Origin of the sequence: Actinotalea sp. JY-7876 (assembly GCF_014042015.1) — a bacterium.
Taxonomy (GTDB): Bacteria; Actinomycetota; Actinomycetes; order Actinomycetales; family Cellulomonadaceae; genus Actinotalea.
Genome location: NZ_CP059493.1, coordinates 2229142 through 2249945, shown reverse-complemented (window position 1 = coordinate 2249945; position 20804 = coordinate 2229142). Strand labels below are relative to the sequence as shown.

At 75.7% G+C, this 20804-nt stretch carries 18 protein-coding genes; 13 read left to right on the top strand and 5 right to left on the bottom strand.

From position 1 onward, the window contains the following. Position 1 precedes the first annotated feature (1 nt). The 9 genes from H2O74_RS10530 to H2O74_RS10490 all read left to right on the top strand — a co-directional run bounded on the left by H2O74_RS10530 (position 2) and on the right by H2O74_RS10490 (position 7351). Positions 2-2317: an ATP-dependent DNA helicase RecG gene (locus H2O74_RS10530; protein ID WP_182111542.1), complete on the top strand. Its 2316-nt coding sequence runs from the start codon at positions 2-4 to the stop codon at positions 2315-2317. Positions 2318-2354: 37 nt separating this feature from the next. Beyond that, a complete protein-coding gene (gene rsmD, locus H2O74_RS10525; RefSeq protein WP_182111541.1) occupies positions 2355-2954 on the top strand; it encodes a 16S rRNA (guanine(966)-N(2))-methyltransferase RsmD in 600 nt (199 codons plus the stop codon). Continuing rightward, positions 2951-3451, top strand: coding sequence for a pantetheine-phosphate adenylyltransferase (gene coaD / locus H2O74_RS10520; protein WP_182111540.1), 501 nt, complete (start codon positions 2951-2953; stop codon positions 3449-3451). Before rsmD ends, coaD begins: the two co-directional genes overlap by 4 nt. Next, positions 3448-4017 (top strand): hypothetical protein, encoded by a 570-nt coding sequence (locus tag H2O74_RS10515; protein ID WP_255491561.1) that lies wholly within the window; start codon positions 3448-3450, stop codon positions 4015-4017. The genes coaD and H2O74_RS10515 overlap by 4 nt, the downstream gene beginning before the upstream one ends. Before the next feature lie 118 nt (positions 4018-4135). Beyond that, positions 4136-4720, top strand: a complete 585-nt coding sequence (locus H2O74_RS10510; RefSeq protein WP_220457947.1) for a DUF177 domain-containing protein — start codon at positions 4136-4138, stop codon at positions 4718-4720. Between the two features lie 2 nt (positions 4721-4722). Then, positions 4723-4920, top strand: coding sequence for a 50S ribosomal protein L32 (gene rpmF, locus H2O74_RS10505; RefSeq protein ID WP_182111539.1), 198 nt, complete (start codon positions 4723-4725; stop codon positions 4918-4920). Positions 4921-4951: 31 nt separating this feature from the next. Then, entirely contained in the window at positions 4952-5671 is a 720-nt protein-coding gene (rnc, locus tag H2O74_RS10500) for a ribonuclease III (protein ID WP_182111538.1), read from the top strand. Positions 5672-5680: 9 nt separating this feature from the next. Beyond that, on the top strand, positions 5681-6667 hold the full coding sequence (gene mutM / locus H2O74_RS10495; protein WP_182111537.1) for a bifunctional DNA-formamidopyrimidine glycosylase/DNA-(apurinic or apyrimidinic site) lyase: 987 nt from the start codon (positions 5681-5683) through the stop codon (positions 6665-6667). Positions 6668-6727: 60 nt separating this feature from the next. Then, complete coding sequence (locus H2O74_RS10490; RefSeq protein WP_182114210.1) at positions 6728-7351, top strand: response regulator transcription factor; 624 nt, start codon at positions 6728-6730, stop codon at positions 7349-7351. Between the two features lie 60 nt (positions 7352-7411). On the opposite strand, the gene H2O74_RS10485 is transcribed toward H2O74_RS10490, so the two are convergent. The 5 genes from H2O74_RS10485 to H2O74_RS10465 all read right to left on the bottom strand — a co-directional run bounded on the left by H2O74_RS10485 (position 7412) and on the right by H2O74_RS10465 (position 15150). Next, on the bottom strand, positions 7412-9169 hold the full coding sequence (locus H2O74_RS10485) for a GAF domain-containing sensor histidine kinase (protein WP_182111536.1): 1758 nt from the start codon (positions 9167-9169) through the stop codon (positions 7412-7414). A 72-nt stretch (positions 9170-9241) separates the two neighbouring features. Continuing rightward, on the bottom strand, positions 9242-10942 hold the full coding sequence (gene cydC / locus H2O74_RS10480) for a thiol reductant ABC exporter subunit CydC (protein WP_182111535.1): 1701 nt from the start codon (positions 10940-10942) through the stop codon (positions 9242-9244). Continuing rightward, on the bottom strand, positions 10939-12633 hold the full coding sequence (gene cydD / locus H2O74_RS10475; RefSeq protein ID WP_182111534.1) for a thiol reductant ABC exporter subunit CydD: 1695 nt from the start codon (positions 12631-12633) through the stop codon (positions 10939-10941). Before cydD ends, cydC begins: the two co-directional genes overlap by 4 nt. After that, the gene (gene cydB, locus H2O74_RS10470) at positions 12630-13649 is read right to left on the bottom strand and encodes a cytochrome d ubiquinol oxidase subunit II (protein ID WP_182111533.1); all 1020 of its coding nucleotides are present in this window, start codon (positions 13647-13649) and stop codon (positions 12630-12632) included. Before cydB ends, cydD begins: the two co-directional genes overlap by 4 nt. Positions 13650-13659: 10 nt before the next feature. Beyond that, positions 13660-15150 (bottom strand): cytochrome ubiquinol oxidase subunit I, encoded by a 1491-nt coding sequence (locus tag H2O74_RS10465; RefSeq protein WP_182111532.1) that lies wholly within the window; start codon positions 15148-15150, stop codon positions 13660-13662. 418 nt (positions 15151-15568) lie between these two features. On the opposite strand from H2O74_RS10465, the gene H2O74_RS10460 reads away from it, so the two are divergent. From H2O74_RS10460 to rpmA, 4 genes are all read left to right on the top strand, one after another. Beyond that, positions 15569-19063, top strand: coding sequence for an Rne/Rng family ribonuclease (locus H2O74_RS10460; RefSeq protein ID WP_255491560.1), 3495 nt, complete (start codon positions 15569-15571; stop codon positions 19061-19063). Positions 19064-19150: 87 nt separating this feature from the next. Beyond that, a complete protein-coding gene (locus H2O74_RS10455; protein ID WP_182111530.1) occupies positions 19151-19912 on the top strand; it encodes a metallophosphoesterase in 762 nt (253 codons plus the stop codon). Positions 19913-20070: 158 nt separating this feature from the next. After that, positions 20071-20379 carry a 50S ribosomal protein L21 gene (rplU, locus tag H2O74_RS10450; RefSeq protein ID WP_182114209.1) on the top strand — a complete coding sequence of 103 codons (309 nt, stop codon included), beginning with the start codon at positions 20071-20073 and terminating at the stop codon, positions 20377-20379. A 79-nt stretch (positions 20380-20458) separates the two neighbouring features. Continuing rightward, entirely contained in the window at positions 20459-20716 is a 258-nt protein-coding gene (gene rpmA / locus H2O74_RS10445) for a 50S ribosomal protein L27 (protein WP_182111529.1), read from the top strand. Positions 20717-20804: the final 88 nt, after the last annotated feature.

Here is a 20804-nt window from a genome sequence, read left to right as displayed (position 1 = left end):
GATGACGCTGGACGACCACGAGGTGCCGACGCCGCCCGACGGGCGCCCGCATTGGCTCGCCGACCCGCTCGGCCGCGTGCTCGGCCCCCGCACGGCCGCCGCGCTGGGCAAGCTCGACGTGCACACGGTCGGCGACCTGCTGCAGCACTACCCGCGGCGGTACGCCGCGCCCGGCCGGATGACCGACCTGTCGTCGGTCGTGGTGGGCGAGCACGTCACCGTCATGGCCGAGGTCCGCCAGGCGACCGTGCGGCAGATGCGCTCGCGCGGCGGCGCGATGCTCCAGGCCCGTGTGTCCGACGGACGCCGGGACCTGAGCCTCACCTTCTTCGCCAAGCGCAGCGGCGCGCTGCACCCGCACGAGCGCCGGCTCGTCCCGGGGCAGGTGGGCCTGTTCACGGGCACCGTCGGCACGTACCGCGGCGAGCTCCAGCTCACCCACCCCGACTACACGATCATCGGGGGCGACGCCGACGACGAGGCGGCCGCCCTGGTCGAGGCCAGCCGGCCGATCCCGATCTACCCGGCGGCCGCGGGCCTGCCGACGTGGCGCATCGCGCTCGCGGTGCGCACCGTCCTGGACCCGATGCGACCGGAGGACCTCGCCGACCCCGTGCCGGCGCCCGTGCGGGAGCGCCGCGGCCTGCGCACCGTCCACGAGACGCTCCACGACGTGCACCTGCCGTGGTCCGACGACGACTGGCGGCGCGGTCGGCACCGCCTGAAGTACGAGGAGGCCTTCGTCCTGCAGGCCGCGCTGGCCCGGCGCCGAGCCCTCGTCGCGGCGCAGGAGGCGGTCGCCCGCCCGGGAGCGGCGGACGGCCTGCTGGCCGCGTTCGACCGGCGGCTGCCCTTCGAGCTGACGGCCGGCCAGCGCGAGGTGGGCGAGCAGATCGGCCACGACCTGGCGGCGCACCGCCCGATGCAGCGGCTCCTGCAGGGCGAGGTCGGCTCCGGCAAGACGGTGGTCGCCCTGCGCGCGATGCTGCAGGTCGTCGACTCCGGGGGGCAGGCGGCGCTCCTGGCGCCCACCGAGGTGCTCGCGGCGCAGCACGTGCGGACGCTGCGCGCGCTGCTGGGGCCGCTCGCGGAGGAGGGCATGCTCGGCGCTGCCGAGCGCGCGACGCGGGTCGCCGTGCTCACGGGCTCGCAGTCGGCCGCCGCCCGGCGCGAGGCGCTCCTCGACGCCGCGTCGGGCCGGGCGGGGATCGTCGTGGGGACCCACGCGCTGCTGGGGGAGCAGGTCCAGTTCGCGGACCTGGGCCTGGTGGTCGTCGACGAGCAGCACCGCTTCGGCGTCGAGCAGCGGGACGCGCTGCGCGCCAAGGCGGGGACGACCCCGCACCTGCTGGTGATGACGGCGACGCCGATCCCGCGCACGGTCGCGATGACGGTGTTCGGCGACCTCGAGGTCTCCACGCTGACCGAGGTCCCGGCCGGCCGGGCGGGGACCACGACGCACGTCGTGCCCGCGGGCAACGCCGCCTGGATGGCGCGGACGTGGCGGCGCGTGCGCGAGGAGGTCGACGCGGGTCACCGCGTGTACGTCGTCTGCCCGCGGATCAGCGCGGACGACGACGCCGGCGCGGACGACGCCGACCTCGTCGAGGCGCGCAGCGGCCGCCGCTCCGGCTCCCGCGCCGACGGCGACCCCGACGACGACGGCACGCTGCCGCTGGCGGGGGTCGAGCCCGAGCGGCGGCCGCTGCGCGCCGTCGAGGAGGTCGCCGCCGAGCTGCGCGCGATGCCGGAGCTCGCGGGTGTCGAGGTCGGCGTCCTGCACGGCCGGCTCCCGCCGAGCGAGAAGGAGGACGTGATGAACCGGTTCGCCGCCGGTCAGGTGCAGGTCCTCGTCTCGACGACGGTGATCGAGGTCGGGGTGGACGTCCCGGCCGCGACCGGGATGGTCGTGCTCGACGCGGACCGCTTCGGCCTCTCCCAGCTGCACCAGCTGCGCGGGCGCGTGGGGCGCGGGTCGGCGCCGGGGCTGTGCCTGCTGGTGTCGGACGCGGCCGAGGGCACGGACGCCGCGACCCGCGTGCGGACGCTCGCGGAGACGACGGACGGCTTCCGGCTGGCGAGCGTCGACCTCGAGCTGCGCCGCGAGGGCGACGTCCTCGGGGCGTCGCAGTCCGGTGGGTTCAGCTCGCTGCGCCTGCTGCGCGTCGTGCGCGACGCGGACCTCATCGCGCAGGCGCGCGAGGATGCCGTCGGCCTGGTCGCGGAGGACCCCGACCTGAGCGAGTGGCCGGTGCTGCGCGACGCCATCGAGCGCTGGCTCGACCCGACCCGCGAGGAGTTCCTCGACCGGAGCTGACGCGGGTCGCCGCTCGCCGGGCCCCTAGCCTGGGGGCGTGACGCGGATCGTGGCGGGGACGGCGGGAGGCCGGGTGCTCCAGGTGCCGGGCAAGGGCACCAGGCCGACGAGCGAGCGGGTGCGCGAGGCGCTGTTCTCGCGCCTCGAGCACCTCGACGTGGTCGACGGCGCCCGCGTCCTGGACCTGTACGCGGGCTCCGGTGCGCTCGGGCTCGAGGCGGCCAGCCGTGGCGCCGCCGCGGTGGTGCTCGTCGAGTCGGCGCGGCAGGCCGCGGACGTGTGCCGTCGCAACGCGGCCGCCCTCGGGCTGCCCGGCGTGCGTGTCGCCGCCGAGCGGGTGCTCACGCACGTCCAGCGGCCCACCGGCGAGGCGGTCGACCTCGTGCTCGTCGACCCGCCGTACGACCTGCCGGAGGACGAGCTCACGGCGGTGCTCGAGGCCCTCGTGCCGCGACTGGACGCCCGGGGCGTCGTCGTCGTGGAGCGGTCCTCCCGCTCGCCCGAGCCGACGTGGCCGGCGGGCCTGCGGCGGGACGACCAGCGGCGCTACGGCGAGACGGTCGTGTGGTTCGCCGAACCGGCGGGTGTCGCGCCGCAGGCGCCCCGCGCCCCGTCAGTGCCTATGGTGGGCCGATGACCGTCGCCGTCTGCCCGGGCTCCTACGACCCCGTGACCCTGGGGCACCTCGACGTCGTGCGCCGGGGTGCCGCCCTCTTCGACGAGGTGGTGGTGGCCGTCGCGACGAACGCGACCAAGCGGCCGCTGCTGCCGCTCGACGAGCGCCTGGCGCTGGCGGAGCGGGCCGTCGCCGACCTGCCCACCGTGCGGGTCGCCGCGGTGCCGGGGCTGCTGGTCGACTTCTGCCGCGACGTCGGGGCGACGGTGCTGCTCAAGGGGCTGCGCAACGGCGCGGACTACGACGCGGAGCTCCCGATGGCGCTGATGAACCGCCACCTGACGGGCGTGGAGACCCTCTTCCTGCCCGCCGACCGCTCGGTCACCCACATCGCGTCGTCGCTGGTCAAGGACGTCGCGCGGCACGGCGGCCCGATCGACGACCTGGTGCCGCCCGGCGTCGCGCACGCCGTGCGCGAGCGGCTCGCCGAGGCGGCCCGGACGAAGGAGGCACGATGAACCACCTGCATCCCGACGAGCACGAGCACCCCCTCGACCGGCAGGCGGCGCAGCGCGAGCGGGGCGAGGCCGCGGGCGTGCCCGCGGCGCGCGACGACGGCGACCAGGCCGGCCTCACCGGGATCCTCGAGGCGCTGGAGCACGCCGTGAGCTCGGCGCGCGGGATGCCGATGTCGTCGTCGGTGCTGGTCAACAAGGCCGAGCTCCTCGACCTCGTCGACCAGGCCTACGCCGTCCTGCCGTCCCAGCTCACCGAGGCGGACCAGGTGCTGGCGGGCGCCGATGAGGTGCTCGCGGAGGCCCGACGCCAGGCCGAGGAGCTCATCACCGCCGCGCGGGAGCGGGCCGAGGAGCTGGTCGACCAGGAGCACGTCGTCGTCGCGGCGCGCGTGCGTGCCGACGAGATCGTCGCCGAGGCCCAGGAGGTCGCCGACGGCCTGCGCCGGGACGCGGACGACTACTGCGACCGGCGGCTCGCCGACTTCGAGATCGACCTGGGCAAGGTGCTCGCGCAGGTGCAGGCGGGCCGCGCGAAGCTCGCCGAGCGGCTCGCCGACGAGGTCTGAGCCGCGGGCCGGCGGCGGGCCCCGGTTGGGAGCGGTCCGCGGCATGGCGTAGCATTCCACGTTGGTCCTTGCCGTTCGTGGCGCGGACCGAGACCCCCTCGACACAGGACGTGACGCTGTGGAGCGCCCGCTCACCCTCGATCCTCGATCGCCGTACGTGCTCGACACGCACGAGCTCGGTCGGCGACCCGGGACCATGCGGCGCGAGCAGAAGACCGTCCCTGCGCCGCAGGACCTCGGTACCGCCGTGATCGGCATCCCCGCCGGTGACGACCTGCGCCTCGACCTGAGGCTCGAGGCCGTGATGGAGGGGGTCCTGGTCTCCGGGACCGTCGGCGCCCGGGCCGTGGGGGAGTGCGTGCGCTGCCTGACGGAGGTCGTCGAGGACGTCGAGACCGAGGTCCAGGAGCTGTACGTCTACCCTGAGCGGGCCAAGGTCGCGCTCGAGGACGGCGACGAGGAAGAAGACGTACGTGAGCTCGAGGGCGACCTGATCGACCTCGAGCCCGCGCTGCGGGACACGGTGGTGCCGGCACTGCCGTTCCTGCCGGTCTGCATGCCGGACTGCCCGGGCCTGTGCCCGCAGTGCGGGGTGCGGCTGGCGGACCCGGAGAACGCGGACCACACGCACGAGGTCATTGACCCCCGGTGGGCTGAGCTCGACCGGATGAAGAGCATGTTCGACGACACGAAAGAGAGCTAGCCGTGGCTGTTCCGAAGCGCAAGATGTCGCGCAGCAACACCCGTGCGCGTCGGTCGCAGTGGAAGACGACCGCTGCGACCCTCACGACGTGCCCCCGCTGCCAGGCCAACAAGCTGCCGCACGTGGCGTGCCCGTCCTGCGGCACCTACAACGGCCGTCAGTACGCCGAGGCCGTGCGCACCGAGCACGAGTCGCGCTGACACCCGTGCCCTACCCGCAGGTCGACGCCCGATGACGGCCACGCCTGCCGCCCAGCTCGTCGAGAAGCTCGGGGTCCACCTGGACCCCGAGCTTCTCGTGCTGGCACTGACGCACCGGTCCTTCGCCCACGAGGCGGGCGGCATCCCGACCAACGAGCGCCTCGAGTTCCTGGGTGACACCGTCCTCGGGCTGGTCGTGACCGAGGCCCTGTACCGCCGCCACCCCGACCTGTCCGAGGGTGCGCTGGCGAAGATGCGCGCCGCGACCGTCTCGCAGCGTGCGCTCGCCGCGATCGCGCGCGAGCTCGACCTCGGCCAGTACCTCCTCCTCGGCAAGGGCGAGCTCGCCACCGGCGGCCGGGAGAAGGACTCGATCCTCTCCGACACCCTCGAGGCGCTCATCGGCGCGGTCTACCTCACGCACGGCCTGGAGCCGGCGCGCGGGCTCGTCGAGCGCCTGGTCGCCGAGACCCTCAGCGCCGCGGCCGGGCTCGGCGCGGGGCTGGACTGGAAGACCTCGCTCCAGGAGCTCTCCGCGCGGCTCGAGCTCGGCCCCCCGGAGTACCAGGTCGAGGGCGAGGGCCCCGACCACGCGCGGGTGTTCACCGCGCGGATCCTCGTCGGCGGCCAGGTGCGCGGGGAGGGCAGCGGGCCCTCGAAGAAGGTCGCCGAGCAGGAGGCCGCCGCCGCCGCCTACGAGGCGCTCCAGGAGCTCGACCCCGCGGCGGTGCAGCCCGCCGCGACCCGCTGACCGCGCCTCGTGCCTGAGCTGCCCGAGGTCGAGACCGTCCGCGACGGTCTGGCGCGGCACGTGCTGGGTCGCACGGTGACCGAGGTCGAGGTCCGGCGCGCGTCCAGCGTGCGCCGGCACGAGGGCGGCCCCGCCGACTTCGCCGGGCGCCTGGTCGGCCGCACCTTCACCGCGGCGGTCCGGCGGGGCAAGTTCCTGTGGCTCCTGCTCGACGGCGAGCAGTCCGGCGAGGCGATGCTCGCCCACCTCGGGATGAGCGGGCAGCTCCTCGTGCGCCGGTCCGGGCCGGACGCCCACGAGGCGGCGTCCCACCCCCACCTGCGCACGCGCCTGCACCTGCGCGGGCCGCAGGGGCCCGACGACGGCGCGCACGTCCTGGACTTCGTCGACCAGCGCACCTTCGGCCACCTGCTCGTCGCCGACCTGGTCCCGGTGCCCGACGGCGCCCCCGCCGGTCGGGGGAGCGACCTCGCCGCGCTGCCGCGGGAGGTCGCGCACATCGCGCGCGACCTGCTCGACCCACACCTGGACCGGGACGCGCTCGTGGGCGCCCTGCGCCGACGGCGGACCGAGGTCAAGCGGGCGCTGCTCGACCAGACGCTCGTCTCCGGGGTCGGGAACATCTACGCCGACGAGGCGCTGTGGCGCGCCGGGCTCCACGGCGCGCGCGGCGCCGCGATGCTGCGGCCGGTCCAGGTCCGGCGCCTGCTGGACGCGGCGGCGGACGTCATGCGCGAGGCGCTGCGGGCCGGCGGCACGAGCTTCGACGCCCTCTACGTCGACGTCAACGGCAGCTCGGGCTACTTCGACCGCTCGCTCGCCGTGTACGGCCAGGCCGGCCGACCGTGCCCCCGCTGCGGCACGCCGGTGGTGCGCGAGGCCTTCGCGAACCGCTCGTCCTTCACCTGCCCGAGGTGCCAGCCACGCCCGCGCGGGGCGCGTCCCGCGCCGCCGCCCTCGTCGCGCCTTCGACCGGGCGCCGGTCGCCGGGCCTAGGATCGAGCCGTGGCAGCCAACCTGACGCCTGAGACCGACCGGACGGCGGACATCGCCGTCATGATCGTCGACGACCACGAGGTCGTCCGACGCGGGATCGCGGAGGTGGTCGACCGCGCCGACGGCATGGGGGTCGTCGCCGAGGCGGGATCCGTCGCCGAGGGCGTGCGCCGCGCCACCCTCGTGCGCCCGCAGGTCATGCTCGTGGACCTGCAGCTCCCCGACGGGACGGGCATCGACCTGCTCAACGCGCTCAAGGCCCCGCTGCCCGACACCCGCGCGATCATCCTGACGTCCTTCGACGACGACGACGCGCTCGCCGCCGCGCTCCAGGCCGGCGCCGCGGCGTACGTGCTCAAGAGCGTGCGCGGCGCCGAGATCGCCGACGTCATCCGCTCGGTGGCCGCCGGTCGCACTCTGCTGGACGAGCGGACCGTGACCCGGCGCCGGGCCGACCACGACGACCCGACGATCGACCTGACGCCCAGCGAGCGCAAGGTCCTCGACCTCATCGGCGAGGGCATGTCCAACCGCGAGATCGCGGAGCGCCTCGGCGTCGCGGAGAAGACGGTCAAGAACCACATCACCTCGCTGCTGGCGAAGATGGGGCTGCAGCGCCGCACGCAGGTGGCCGCGTGGGTCGCCGGGCACAAGCGCAGCGCCTGGCGCGGCGACAACGACTGACGCCGGCGCGGGCACCGCGCAGGAACGAGGCGCGGCGCGCCACCTGCGCCGCCGCGACGCTCAGCCGTGCGAGGGCAGCGGCGTCTCCCAGCACAGCAGCGTGCCGCGCCCGGGGGCCGGCTCGAGCACGAAGGTGCCGCCGTGGCGCCGGGCGCGCGCCGCGAGGTTCTCGGTCCCCGAACGACGGTCCCGCTCCGGCGCCAGGCCCCCGCCGTCGTCCTGGACCTCGACGCGGATGCGCCCCTCGCCGGGCTCGCCGTCCACGTCCACGCGCACGGTGACCGCGGTGGCCCGCGCGTGGCGGGCCGCGTTGGCCAGGCCCTCGCGCACCACGGCCACCACGTCGTCGGCCAGGTCCTCGCCGGTGCGGTCGTCGATCGTGGCCGCGTCGGACTCGAGCGCGGCGTCGGAGTCCAGGACGCGGCCGTCCAGCGTGATGACCAGCCCGGGGGCGAAGCCCAGCCCTGTGCGCGCGAGCGACGCCTCGCGGCGCAGGCGCTCGGCCAGAGGCGCGCTCGCGTCCGGGTCACGCAGTGCGTGGACGATGGAGCGGATCTGCCGCACCGTCGCGTCGACGTTGTCCAGGGCGTCCTCGACGATGCCCGTCAGCTCCGTGGCGTCGACACCGCGGGCCGCGCGCCGCCGCACGGTCTCCAGCTGCATGCCGGTCGCGAACAGCTGCTGGATGGCGAGGTCGTGCAGGTCGCGTGCGATGCGCTCCCGCTCGTCGAGGAGGGCCTCGACGTCCTGGGCGTGCCGGGCCTCGGCGAGCACGAGCGCCAGCGCCGCCTGGGCGGCGTAGGACTCGGCGGTCGTGAGGTCGCTCGGGGCGAAGGGGGCGGCGCCGCTGCGCCGCAGCAGCACGAGCACCCCGACGCCGCGTCCGTGGGCGTGCATCGGTGCGTAGAGCGCGGGACCGAACTGGCGCAGCGCGTCGACCCGCATCGAGCGTGCCCGGGAGAGCGAGTCGACGACGAGGCCGTTGCCGTCCGCCAGGACCGTGCGGGCGCGCCCGTCCGGGGGCATGACGGTCCCGACGAGCTCGTCCGCGGCGACGCCGTCGACGATCTCCATGACCCACTCGTCCCCGAGACCCGGCAGGACCAGGGCGGCCGTGTCGGCACCCGCGACGTCGCGGGCCGAGGTCGCGATGTGGGCGAGGACGTCCTCCTCCTCGGCGCCCGAGAGCAGCATCGTCGTGATCTCCTGGCCCGCCTGGAGCCAGCGCTCGCGCCGCGCCGACTCGGCGTAGACCTGCGCGTTCTGGATCGCCACCGCCGCGGCGGCCGCGAGCGTGACGACCGCCTCGTCGTCCTCGTCGGTGAAGCCGCCGGGCTTCTCGGACAGGTACAGGTAGCCGAACACCCGGTCGCGGACCCGCACCGCCGCACCGAGGAACGAGCCCATGGGCGGGTGGTCCGGGGGGAACCCCTGGAAGGTCGGGTGCTGCGTCAGGTCGGCGAGCCGCAGCGTGCCGTGGGACGGGATGGAGGCGAGCACGCCGATCGCGTGCGGCGGCCGGCCCAGGAGCGCCGCGAGCCGCTCGTCGATGCCGGTGTGGACGAACGTGGTCGACCGGCCCTGCGAGTCGAGGACGTTGATCGCCGCGTACCTCGCGCCCGTGAGGTCGGCGCTCGCCGAGACGAACCGCTGCAGGACCGTCGGCAGGTCGAGGTCCGCGCCGAGCGCCACGGCGGCGTGGAGCAGGTCCGCGGCCGCGAGCCGGTCCTCGTGGTGACCGCGCGCGGGCTCGGGCGTGCCCGCCGGGCGGGCGCCGTCGGTGGCCCCCGTGCTCGTGGTGCCGCCCCAAGACATCATGCGGTGGTCCTCCGTGGTTGCGTCCCGCTCGCGCGCGCACCGGTGGGCGCGGCCCGGCGGGTCCCTTGCACGCTACCCGCGTCCGGCGGCCGGCGCGGACCGGCCCGCGAGCTCCAGCACGGCGTCGGCCGCCTCGAGGCCCTCGGACCGGTGCGTGACGACGACCACGGCGCGGCCCGGGGCGAGCGAGCCGTCGAGCAGCCCTGTCAGGAGCGCCGCCGCGCCGTCGTCGAGGTGCTCGGCCGGCTCGTCCAGCAGCAGGACGGGCGCGCGGGAGAGCAGCGCGCGGGCGACGAGGAGCCGGCGCCGCTCCCCGCCGGAGACCCGGGCCCCGCCCGAGCCCAGCATCGTGTCCAGCCCGTCCGGCAGGGCCGCGAGCCACGCGCCGAGGCCCACCGCGGCGAGGGCGTCCCCGGCCTGCGCGGGAGTCACGTCGCCCCGCGCCACGCGCAGGTTCTCCAGGACCGTCGTGTCGAACACGTGGGCGTCCTCGGTGGTGACGACGACGACCCCGGCCGCCTCCGCGCGGGGGAGCGCCGCCAGGTCGCGCCCGCCGGTCCGGACGCTGCCGGCGCGCGGGGGCAGCAGCCCGGCCAGGGTCAGGAGCAGCGTGGTCTTGCCCGCACCGCTGGGTCCCACGACGGCCACGCGGTCCCCGGCGTGGAGCACGAGGTCCACGCCGGCGCACGCCACCGGGCGTCCCGGCCACCCGCACGCGAGGCCCCGTGCCTCGAGCAGCGGACCGCCGTCGGGTACCGCGGCGGCGGCCGGCGGAGCCTCCTCGGGCGACGGGTCGGCGTCGTCGAGCAGCGCGACGAGGCGCGCGGCCGCCCGCCGTGAGCGCAGCAGCTGGACCGCCGCGGCGGGCAGCAGCCCGGTGGCCTCGAAGGCCGCGAGCGGCGTCAGCACGACGACGGCGAGCTCGACCGGCGCCAGGACGCCGGACGTCGTGGCCGCCGTGCCCAGGACGACGGCGCCGAGCACCGCCAGGCCGGTGGCGAGCGGCCCGAGGGCGGCCCCTCCCGCGGCCCGCGCCGCCGCGCGGTCGGTGGCGGCGGCGAGGTCGGCGTCGCTGCGCCGCAGGCGCTCCAGGAGCGTGGGGACGCGCCCGGCCACGCGCAGCTCGTCGGCGCCCTGCAGGAGCGTCATGGTCTCCTCGGCGACGCGCGCGCGGGCGTCCGCCGCGCCCAGCTCCGCGTCGCGCGCCGCGCGGACCGCCCACCACGGCGCCACGACGCCCGCGAGCACGAGGCACGCGGCGAGCACGGCGCCGGCACCCGGCAGGAACGCCCCGACCAGCACGACGCTGCCCACGCCGACGACGAGCGCCACGGCGGCCGGCAGCAGCCCGCGCACCACGGCGTCGCCCACCGCGTCGACGTCGGCGCCGACGCGTGCGAGCAGGTCGCCCCGACGCAGGCCCACGACGCGGTCGACGGGGGAGTCCGCCAGGCGCTCGTAGAGCCGTGCCCGCAGCCGGGCCATCCCGCGCAGCGCCACGTCGTGGGAGACCAGCCGCTCGACGTAGCGCAGCAGGCCCCGCGAGATGCCCAGCGCCCGCACGGTGACGGCCGCGATCGTCAGGTACATCACGGGCGGCATCTGCGACGCGCGGGCGATCAGCCACGCCGAGACGGCGGCGAGCGCGACCGCGCTGCCGAGGCTCCCGGCGCCGGCCAGGACGGCGCGCACCACGCGTCCCCGGTCGACGTCCAGCATGGCGAGCGTGCGCAGCAGCGGGTCGCGCTGCCGTGCGGGCCGGGGCGCGCTCATCGGGTCACCGCCGGCTCGTCCGGCACCGCGACGGGTCGCCGGCCCACCATCACGACGTCGTCCGCCGTCGCCAGGAGCTCCGGCCGGTGCGCCACGAGCACGACCGTGCGTCCCTGCGCGCGCAGGGCGGCGATCGTCTCCAGGACCACGCCCTGCGTCCCGGCGTCGAGGTGGGCGGTGGGCTCGTCCAGGACCACGAGCGGGGCGTTCGCGACCAGGGCGCGGGTCAGCGCCACCCGCTGGCGCTGCCCGAGGCTCAGGCCCACGCCGCCGTGGCCGAGGACGGTGTCCCAGCCGTCGGGCAGGGCCGCGAGCACCTCGTCCAGGCCGCAGCGTCGGGCGGCCCGGTCGAGCGCCGCCGCGGGCACGTCGCGGCCCTGGAGCACCGCGTCACGCACCGTGCCGGGCTCGAGCACGGGCCGTTGGGGGACCCACGCGACCTGCGACCAGTAGGAGGCGAGGTCCACGTCCCGCAGGGCCACCCGGTCACCCGCAGGGGTGTCGAGCTCCACGTCCCCCTCGTCCGGCACGACCAGGCCGAGCAGGACGGCGACGGCGGTGGACTTGCCCGAGCCGTTCGGCCCGGCCAGGGCGACGACGCGGCCCGGCGGCACGGTCAGCGTGAGGTCCGCGGGTGCCAGGGTCGCGCGACCCGGCTGGTCGACGCCGACGCCGCGCAGGCGCAGCGTCGTGGTGGCGAGGTCGGGGGCGCGGACGCCGTGGGCGGCGTCGGGCAGCGGCGTGTCCAGGACGGCGAAGGCGCGGTCGGCGGCCGCGACGCCGTCGGCCGAGGCGTGGAAGTGGGCCCCGACCTGGCGCAGCGGCAGGTACACCTCGGGCGCGAGCACGAGCACCGCCAGTCCCGTCTGCAGGTCCAGGCCGCCGCTCACCAGGCGGAAGCCGACCCCGACGGCGACGAGCGCGACCGCGAGCGTCGTCAGCAGCTCCAGGACCATGCCCGAGAGGAACGCGATCCGCAGGGTGCCCATCGTGGCGCGCCGGTGCGCGTCGCCGAGCTCCTGGACGCGGGCCGCCGGGCCGCGCTCGCGCCCGAGCGCGCGCAGCGTGGGCAGGCCCACCAGGAGGTCGAGCACCTGGTGGCCGAGGCGCTCCATGCCGGCCAGCCGGCGCTCCGAGGCGCTCTGGGTGAGCCGTCCGACGAGGACCATGAAGAGGGGCACGAGGGGGAGGGTCGCGGCGATCGTCGCGGCCGCGACCCAGTCGAGGTCCAGGACGACGAGCAGCGTCGCGGGCGTCACGGTGGCGGCCAGGAGCAGCTGGGGCAGGTACCGCACGAAGTAGGGCTCGAGCGCGTCGAGCCCGCGCGTCGCGAGCGTCGCGACGGCGGCGGGACGCCCGTGCGCGGGCCCGCGCGGGCCGAGTGCCACCGCGTGCTCGACGACCTGGCTGCGCAGCTCGGCGACCGCGCGCACCGCCGACCGGTGCGCGAAGCGCTCCTGCGCCCCGGTCACCAGCGCGCGGAGCACCACGACCCCCGCGAGGACCGCGACCCGCGGCGCCACGTCGGCCCAGGCGGCCGTGCCGCCGACCACGGGGGCCAGGATCGCGGCGAGCAGGAGGGCCTGGGCGACCACCAGCCCGGCCGTCAGGGCACCCAGACCCGCGGTGAGGACGACGTACCTGCGGGCGCTGCGCGCCCGTCGCAGGAGCCGCGGGTCGAGCGGCTTCACCTGCGCGTCAGGAGCAGGCCCGCGTGGTCCGGGATCCGCTCGGCGGTGAGCCGCTTGCGGAACACCCAGTAGGTCCAGCCCTGGTAGAGCAGCACGAACGGCGTGAGGACCACGGCGACCCACGTCATGACGGTCAGGGTGTAGTCGGTCGACGACGCCTCGGCGACGCTGAGCGAGAACGCCGGGTCGGTGGCCGGCATGACGTCGGGCCACATCGAGCCGAAGATCAGCACGACCGCCGCGACGAGGGTCACGGCCGACGCCACGAAGGCGAGACCCTCGCGGCGGGCGCGCGTGGCCGCGACGAGCACGAGGAGCATCACCGCGGCGAGACCGGTCGCCGCCCAGGTCCAGGCGACGGAGTACGCGACCTGCGCCCACACCGCCCAGACCCCGGCCACGACGAGGGTGACGACCGCGAGGCGCGCCGCGAGCGCGCCGGCACGCTGCCGCATCTCGCCGTCGGTCTTCAGCGTCAGGAAGACGGCGCCGTGCGTGAGGAAGAGCAGGGCCGTCGTCGCGCCGCCGAGGAGGGCGAACGGGTTGAGCAGGTCGAAGAACGTCCCGACGAACTGGTGGTCGGCGTCGAGCGGCACGCCGCGCACGAGGTTCGCGAACGCGACGCCCCACAGGACCGCCGGGACCCACGAGCCGAAGATCAGCGCCCGGTCCGACCAGGCGCGCCAGCGGTCGTCGTGGAACTTGCCGCGCCACTCGAACGCGACCACGCGCACGATGAGCGCCAGCAGGATGAGCAGGAGGGCGAGGTAGAACCCGGAGAACATCGTGGCGTACCACTCCGGGAACGCCGCGAAGGTCGCGCCGCCCGCGGTGAGCAGCCACACCTCGTTGCCGTCCCACACCGGGCCGATCGTGTTGATCATCAGTCGCCGGTCGCGGTCCTTGCGGCCCAGGACGGGCAGCAGCATGCCGACGCCGAAGTCGAACCCCTCGAGCACGAGGTAGCCCGTCCACAGGAGGGCGATGAGCAGGAACCAGACGGTCGAGAGCTCCATGGCGGCCTCCTCAGTAGGCGAACGACAGGGGGCGGTCGGCCGCGCTGGCGTCGGGGTCGTCGGGGTCGTCGTCGCGCCCGTCGGGGCTCACGTCGCGCTCGGTGTCGGCCACGCCGTGCGCGGCGTACCGGGTCATGAGCCGGAACCACAGGACGGCCAGGACGGCGTAGAGCGCGGTGAAGGCGATCATCGACGCGAGGACGGTCCCGGGACCGACGACGCTCGAGACGCCCTTGGCGGTGAGCATCCACACGCCGTCGACCCCGCTCGGGTTCGGGTTGGGCGCCACGACCCAGGGCTGGCGGCCCATCTCGGTGAAGATCCAGCCGAACGCCGACGCGAGGAACGGCGTCGGGATGGCGAGCAGGCCGAGCCGGGCGAACCAGGGGTGGGCCACGGTGCGGCCCCGGCGCAGGAACCACAGCACCGCGAGGGCGAGGGCGGCGGAGCCGACGCCGAGGCCGATCATGAGGCGGAAGGACCAGTAGGTCACCGCGAGGTTCGGGCGGTAGTCGACGCCCTCCCCGTAGAGCAGCTCGGAGCGCTCCTGGAGCTCCTCGACACCGGGCAGGTAGGAGTCGAAGTCGCCCGAGGCGAGGTAGGACGTCACGCCCGGGATCGTCAGGATGTGGTGCACGCCCTCGCAGGAGTTGGACAGGTCCCCGATGGTCAGGAGCGAGAAGGCGGCGCCGTTCTCGCCCTCGCACAGCGCCTCCGCGGACGCCATCTTCATCGGCTGCTGGTCGAACATCAGCTTGGCCTGCCAGTCGCCCGAGACGGCGACGCCGATCCCGGAGACCAGCATGGTGATGACGCCCAGCACGATCGCGGGCCGGTAGACCGTGCGCGCCGTCACCTCGTCGCCCGCACGCACCGTGCGGACCATCCACCAGGCGGCGATGCCCGCGACGAAGGTGCCGGCCGTGAGGAAGGCCGCCGCGATCGTGTGGGGGAACGCGGCGAGCAGGGTCGAGTTGGTGAGCACGGCGCCGATGTCGACCATCTCGGCGCGGCCGGTCTCCTCGTTGAACACGGCCCCGACGGGGTGCTGCATCCACGAGTTGGCGGCCAGGATGAAGTAGGCCGACAGGTTCGTCGCGAGCGCCACGGCCCAGATGCACGCCAGGTGGATGCGCTTGGGCAGCCGGTCCCAGCCGAAGATCCACAGGCCGAGGAACGTCGACTCGACGAAGAACGCCGCGAGGGCCTCCATCGCGAGCGGCGCGCCGAAGACGTCGCCGACGAAGCGCGAGTACTCGCTCCAGTTCATGCCGAACTGGAACTCCTGCACGATGCCCGTCGCGACGCCGATGGCGAAGTTGATGAGCAGCAGCTTGCCGAAGAACTTGGTCAGCCGGAGCCACCGCTCCTGGCCGGTCCGGACCCACAGCGTCTGCATGATCGCGACCAGCGGGGCGAGCCCGATCGTCAGCGGCACGAAGATGAAGTGGTAGACCGTCGTGATGCCGAACTGCCACCGGGCGAGGTCGAGTGCGTCCACGATGAGGTCCTCCGGCGACGGCGGGCGGAATGGTGGTCCTGCGGGCGCTGCCCTGGTGGGGTTGGCACCCCATCTCCGACGCTAGGAACGTGGCGCGACCGCAGCGTGGGACGTAGGTCCCGTGTCGTGACGCCGTGTCATCTCACGGCACGGCGTGGTGCCGGGCGCGGCGGGCCCGTTATGCGATACTGACCGCGGCAGTGAGGGTCGCCACACCGGCCCTCCCGCCACGACGTCCCGCTGGACCCCGGTCCGCGGCCCGCCGTGCGCCGCCGTCCACCAGACGAGCAGGCGCCGGTGCAGCCGCCCGCCAGCCGTGACGACCCGACGACTTCCGTCGCGGAGCGCGAGGCGCACGCGACGACCGAACCGCCCGAGGGCCGGCGAGTGTGGCCGGCGCACCGGGCATGGAGCACTCGTGACCGACGAGAACACCACCGACAGCACCTCCGCCGCAGCACCCGTCCGCCGCACGCGCGGTCGGCGCGTCGCGACGGGTGGCGCGGTCACCCCGCCCGCGAGCACGGCCCCTGGCGCGAGCTCGGCCCCGCTGGGTGCCACCACGACCGCTGCGACGACGCCGCCGGCCGCTGCGCCCGTGACCGAGGCGCCCGTGTCCGAGGCGCCCGTGACCGAGCCCGCGACCGACCCGGCCGCGCCCCGCGCCCGCCGCGCTCCGCGCCGTGCGTCGTCCGGCGGCACCCAGGCATCCGCGGAGGCTGCCGCCGCCCCGGCACCCCAGGAGGCTGCCGCCCCGGCGGCCCAGGGCGCGGCCGCGCCCGAGCAGCCCGCGGCGCCCGAGACGACGGCGGCGCCGCGCGCCCGCCGCAGCCGGCGCGCGACGTCCGCCGGCACGGCTCGTACCGAGCCGCCGACCGCGCAGTCGTCGACCACCGAGCCGTCGACCGCGCAGTCGTCGACCACCGAGCCGTCGACCACCGAGTCGTCGACCACCGAGCCGTCGACCACCGCACCGTCGGCCGAGCCGCGGGCGACCGGGCCGGAGGCGCCCGCCGCGCCGGCCGCCGACGCCGCGACCGAGCCGACCCGGGCGCCGCGACGGCGCCGCGCGGGTGCGTCGGGCCGGGCCGACACCGGTGCCGCGGCGGACGCCGCGCCGCAGACCACCGCGACCGACGGGCCGAGCCCGGAGGAGGCCGCCGCTGTCGCGACCGAGACGGTCGTCGAGGAGCCCACCGCCCCGGCCCGGGGACGTCGGCGCACCAAGGCCGCGGACGCGGCCCCCGAGCTCGACGTGCTCGCCGAGCTCGGCGCGAGCGCGCCCACCAGCCGCCGCAGCCGCGGCGCGTCGAGCCGCGCCGCGGCGCAGGCCGAGGCGCCCGCCGCGGCGAGCGCGCCGGCCCAGACGGGTGACGCGGCCGCGTCCGGGCGTGGCTCCGGTGCCGGTGCGCCGCGACGCGAGTCGCCGCGACTGGCCACGACCGCCCTGCTGTTCCAGGCGCCCGAGCCGACCTCCCGCCCGCGGCGCCGGCGTGTCGAGTCGCCGGCGGGACCGCCGCGGCTCGAGGACCTGGTGCTGCCGGGTGACGAGGCCCCCGAGGAGGACGCCGAGGAGCTGGCCGTCGAGGCCGGGCTGGTCACGCCCGAGGTGGCCCCCGCCGAGGAGGCCGCCACCGAGGAGGCCGCCGGCGCCGACCAGGATGGCGCGGACGAGGACGGCACGGACGACGACGGCCCCGAGGCCGACGACGAGTCGGGCGCACCGCGCCGCCGCCGCCGGCGCGGTGGCCGTGGCCGCCGCAGCCGTTCCGGTGCGGAGCGTGACGGGGATGACGCCGACGAGGCCGCCACCGCGGACGAGAGCGGCGAGGACGACGCCGAGACGGCCGGGTCCGAGCCCGAGGGCGAGGACGAGCCGCGCGAGGGCGGGCGCCGCCGGCGGCGCTCGGGTCGCGGTCGCGGCCAGGCGGAGCCCGGCACGGGCGACGACGCGGCCGACGAGTCGTCCGAGGACGACGAGAACGGCGAGAACGGCGACGAGGGCCAGGACGAGGGCGACGAGCAGGGCGGGGCGTCGAGTCGTCGCCGTCGGCGTCGCCGTCGGGCCCGCGGCGAGGGCGACGACGTCGCCGCGCCGGCCCGGACCCGCACGCGGGCCGCGCGGACGCCGTCCGACGAGGTCACCGCGCTCAAGGGCTCGACCCGCCTGGAGGCCAAGCGTCAGCGCCGGCGCGAGGGCCGGGACGCCGGTCGCCGCCGCACGATCGTCACGGAGTCGGAGTTCCTCGCCCGGCGCGAGGCCGTCGACCGCGCCATGATCGTCCGCGAGTCGGACGGGCGCGTGCAGATCGCCGTCCTGGAGGACGGGGTGCTCGTCGAGCACTTCGTCTCGCGCACCGGTGGGCAGGGCGCCGGCTCGATGGCGGGCAACGTCTACCTGGGTCGCGTGCAGAACGTGCTGCCCAGCATGGAGGCGGCGTTCGTCGACGTCGGCAAGGGCCGCAACGCCGTGCTCTACGCGGGCGAGGTCAACTGGGACGCCGCGGGCCTGGAGGGCCAGCCGCGCCGCATCGAGCAGGCGCTGAAGTCGGGCGACTCGGTGCTCGTCCAGGTCACCAAGGACCCGATCGGCCACAAGGGCGCGCGCCTGACGTCGCAGATCACGCTCGCCGGTCGCTACCTCGTCTACGTCCCGGCCGGCGGCATGACGGGCATCTCCCGCAAGCTCCCCGAGAACGAGCGTGCCCGCCTCAAGAAGCTGCTCAAGGAGATCGTGCCGGACGCCGCGGGCGTCATCGTGCGCACGGCGGCCGAGGGCGCCTCGGAGGAGGAGCTGCGCGCCGACGTGCAGCGTCTGCAGGACCAGTGGGCGGCGATCGAGAAGAAGGCCAAGTCCGCGTCGGCGCCGGCGCTCCTGCACGGCGAGCCCGACCTGGCGATCCGCGTCGTCCGGGACATCTTCAACGACGACTTCTCCTCGCTCGTCGTCCAGGGCGACGGCGTGTGGTCGATGATCTCGGAGTACGTGGGGGCCATGGCACCGGATCTGGTCGAGAAGGTCTCGCGCTGGTCGGGCCAGGGCGACGTCTTCGGCGCGCACCGGATCGACGAGCAGCTCGCCAAGGGCATGGACCGCAAGGTCTACCTGCCCTCCGGCGGCTCCCTGGTCATCGACCGCACCGAGGCCATGACCGTGGTCGACGTCAACACGGGGAAGTTCACGGGCTCGGGCGGCACGCTCGAGGAGACGGTCACGCGCAACAACCTCGAGGCCGCCGAGGAGATCGTCCGCCAGCTCCGGCTGCGGGACATCGGCGGCATCATCGTCATCGACTTCATCGACATGGTGCTCGAGTCGAACCGTGACCTCGTCCTGCGCCGCCTCGTCGAGTGCCTGGGGCGCGACCGCACCAAGCACCAGGTCGCTGAGGTCACGTCGCTCGGCCTGGTCCAGATGACCCGCAAGCGCGTGGGGCAGGGCCTGGTCGAGGCGTTCAGCGAGACGTGCCAGCACTGCAACGGCCGCGGCTTCATCGTGCACAGCGAGCCCGTCGAGGTCCGTGCGGCGCAGGACGAGGGCCGGCCCGCGGAGCCCACGGAGTCCAAGCGCTCGCGTCGCAAGAAGGCGGCGCCCGCTGCCGCGCCCGTCGCGGTGCCGGTCCTGCCGCAGGCGCGCGAGGCCGTCAAGGCGACGCTCGCGACGATCGCGGCGGCCGCCGCGCACGCGCACGACCACGACCAGGACCAGGCCGAGCTGGACCTCACGGGCACCGACGACGCACCGCAGGACCGCGCGTCGGACGGTGCGGCGCCCGAGACGGCGCCCGAGGCTGCGGCCGAGGCGGCGACCCAGGACGCGCCCGCGGCGGACGACCTCGGCGACGCCCTGGCGAGCATCGAGGCCGTGGAGGCGCCCGTCGCCCCCGTGACGGACGACGCCCGGGAGGGCTGAGACCGCACGCCGGCGTCTCGCCGCCCGGGGCCCGTGCCCCGGGCGGCGACGCTTCCCCGGGCCGTCGGGCTGCCCTACGGTGGCCGCGTGGCCCCCCTCGAGCGCATCGCCGTGCTCTCCGACGTCCACGGCAACATGACCGCCTACGACGCCGTGCTCGCCGACATCGCCGCGCGGGGCATCACGACGGTGCTCAACCTGGGTGACGTCGCCGGCAAGGGGCCCCGCGGCTCGGCGGCGGTCGCGCGCACGCGCGAGGTCTGCGCGGTCACGGTCCGCGGCAACTGGGACGACTTCCTCCCGCGGCCGGACCCGGACAAGAACCCGGCGTCGGTCTGGTGGTACGAGGAGCTCACGCCCGACGACCGGGCGTGGCTGCTCGCGCTGCCCCTGGTGCACGACATGGTCCTGAGCGGGCGCCGCGTGCGCTTCGTGCACGCCTCCGCGCTGAGCGTCTACACGCGCGTGCGCCGCGTCCACACCGACGAGGAGTTCGAGGCGATGTTCGCCGCGACCGACCTCACCGGACCGGGTCCGGCGCCGTCGGTCGTCGTCTACGGCGACATCCACGACGCGTACCTCAAGACGGTCGACGGCCGGACGCTGCTCAACGTCGGCAGCGCGGGCAACCCGCTCGACGAGCCCGTGCCGTCGTACGTCGTCCTGGAGGGCGTCGTCGGCGGCACGGCGCAGGACCCGTTCGCCGTGCAGGTGGTGCGCGTGCCGTACGACATCGAGGCCGAGATCGCGGTGGCGCGCGCGGCCGGGATGCCGGAGCTCGAGGCCTACGCGATCGAGCTCCGCACCGGGGTGTTCCGGGCGCACCACGCGGAGCGCGGGCTGGTTTGACCCTGCCGTGAGCGTTCCGTACTGTTGGGCGTCGGCGCGTCTTGGATGCGCCGGGTGGTGCGTGCCCCCAGACCCTTGTGGCTGCGCGCGGCGCCTCACCCCAAGGAACGTGCACGACGACGTCGTGCTTACGCGAACGAGTAGAGATGAGCGGCAACGTGGTGTACGCGATCGTCAAGGCTGGTGGCCGCCAGGAGAAGGTTGCGGTCGGGGACGTCGTCGTCGTCGACCGTCTGAAGGGTGACGCCGGCTCGACCGTGCAGCTGCCCGCGCTGCTCCTCGTGGACGGGGAGAAGGTGACCTCGGACGCCGCGTCGCTGGCGGACGTGACGGTCACCGCGGAGATCGTGCGGGACGAGAAGGGCCCGAAGATCGACATCCTCAAGTACAAGAACAAGACGGGCTACCGCAAGCGCCAGGGCCACCGCCAGCGGCTGACGCGCCTGAAGGTCACCGGCATCAAGTGAGTCCGGGCGGCCGCCGCGCCCAGCGCAGCGACCGCTCACCCCGTCCTCCCGTCACGCTCAGCACGAAAGCAGGTCAGTCATGGCACACAAGAAGGGCGCCAGCTCCTCGCGGAACGGCCGCGACTCGAACGCGCAGCGCCTCGGCGTCAAGCGCTTCGGTGGTCAGGTCGTCAACGCGGGCGAGATCATCGTGCGCCAGCGCGGCACGCACTTCCACCCCGGCATCAACGTGGGCCGTGGCGGCGACGACACGCTCTTCGCCCTCGCCCCGGGTGCCGTCCAGTTCGGTGTCCGCCGTGGCCGCAAGGTCATCGACATCGTCACGGCCGACGCCTGACCTGAGCTCCACACGGAAGGGGCGCACCGGTGACCGGTGCGCCCCTTCCGTCGTCCGGCCCCTGACCGACCCCCCGCACCACCCCCGC

Excerpts from the sequence above, each read along its gene's own strand:
- H2O74_RS10485 (WP_182111536.1), bottom strand. The coding sequence starts at position 9,169 with ATGATGTCTTGGGGCGGCACCACGAGCACGGGGGCCACCGACGGCGCC.
- cydB (WP_182111533.1), bottom strand. The coding sequence starts at position 13,649 with ATGGAGCTCTCGACCGTCTGGTTCCTGCTCATCGCCCTCCTGTGGACG.
- rpmA (WP_182111529.1), top strand. The coding sequence starts at position 20,459 with ATGGCACACAAGAAGGGCGCCAGCTCCTCGCGGAACGGCCGCGACTCG.
- cydC (WP_182111535.1), bottom strand. The coding sequence starts at position 10,942 with ATGAGCGCGCCCCGGCCCGCACGGCAGCGCGACCCGCTGCTGCGCACG.
- H2O74_RS10530 (WP_182111542.1), top strand. The coding sequence starts at position 2 with ATGACGCTGGACGACCACGAGGTGCCGACGCCGCCCGACGGGCGCCCG.
- coaD (WP_182111540.1), top strand. The coding sequence starts at position 2,951 with ATGACCGTCGCCGTCTGCCCGGGCTCCTACGACCCCGTGACCCTGGGG.
- H2O74_RS10490 (WP_182114210.1), top strand. The coding sequence starts at position 6,728 with ATGATCGTCGACGACCACGAGGTCGTCCGACGCGGGATCGCGGAGGTG.
- H2O74_RS10515 (WP_255491561.1), top strand. The coding sequence starts at position 3,448 with ATGAACCACCTGCATCCCGACGAGCACGAGCACCCCCTCGACCGGCAG.
- rnc (WP_182111538.1), top strand. The coding sequence starts at position 4,952 with ATGACGGCCACGCCTGCCGCCCAGCTCGTCGAGAAGCTCGGGGTCCAC.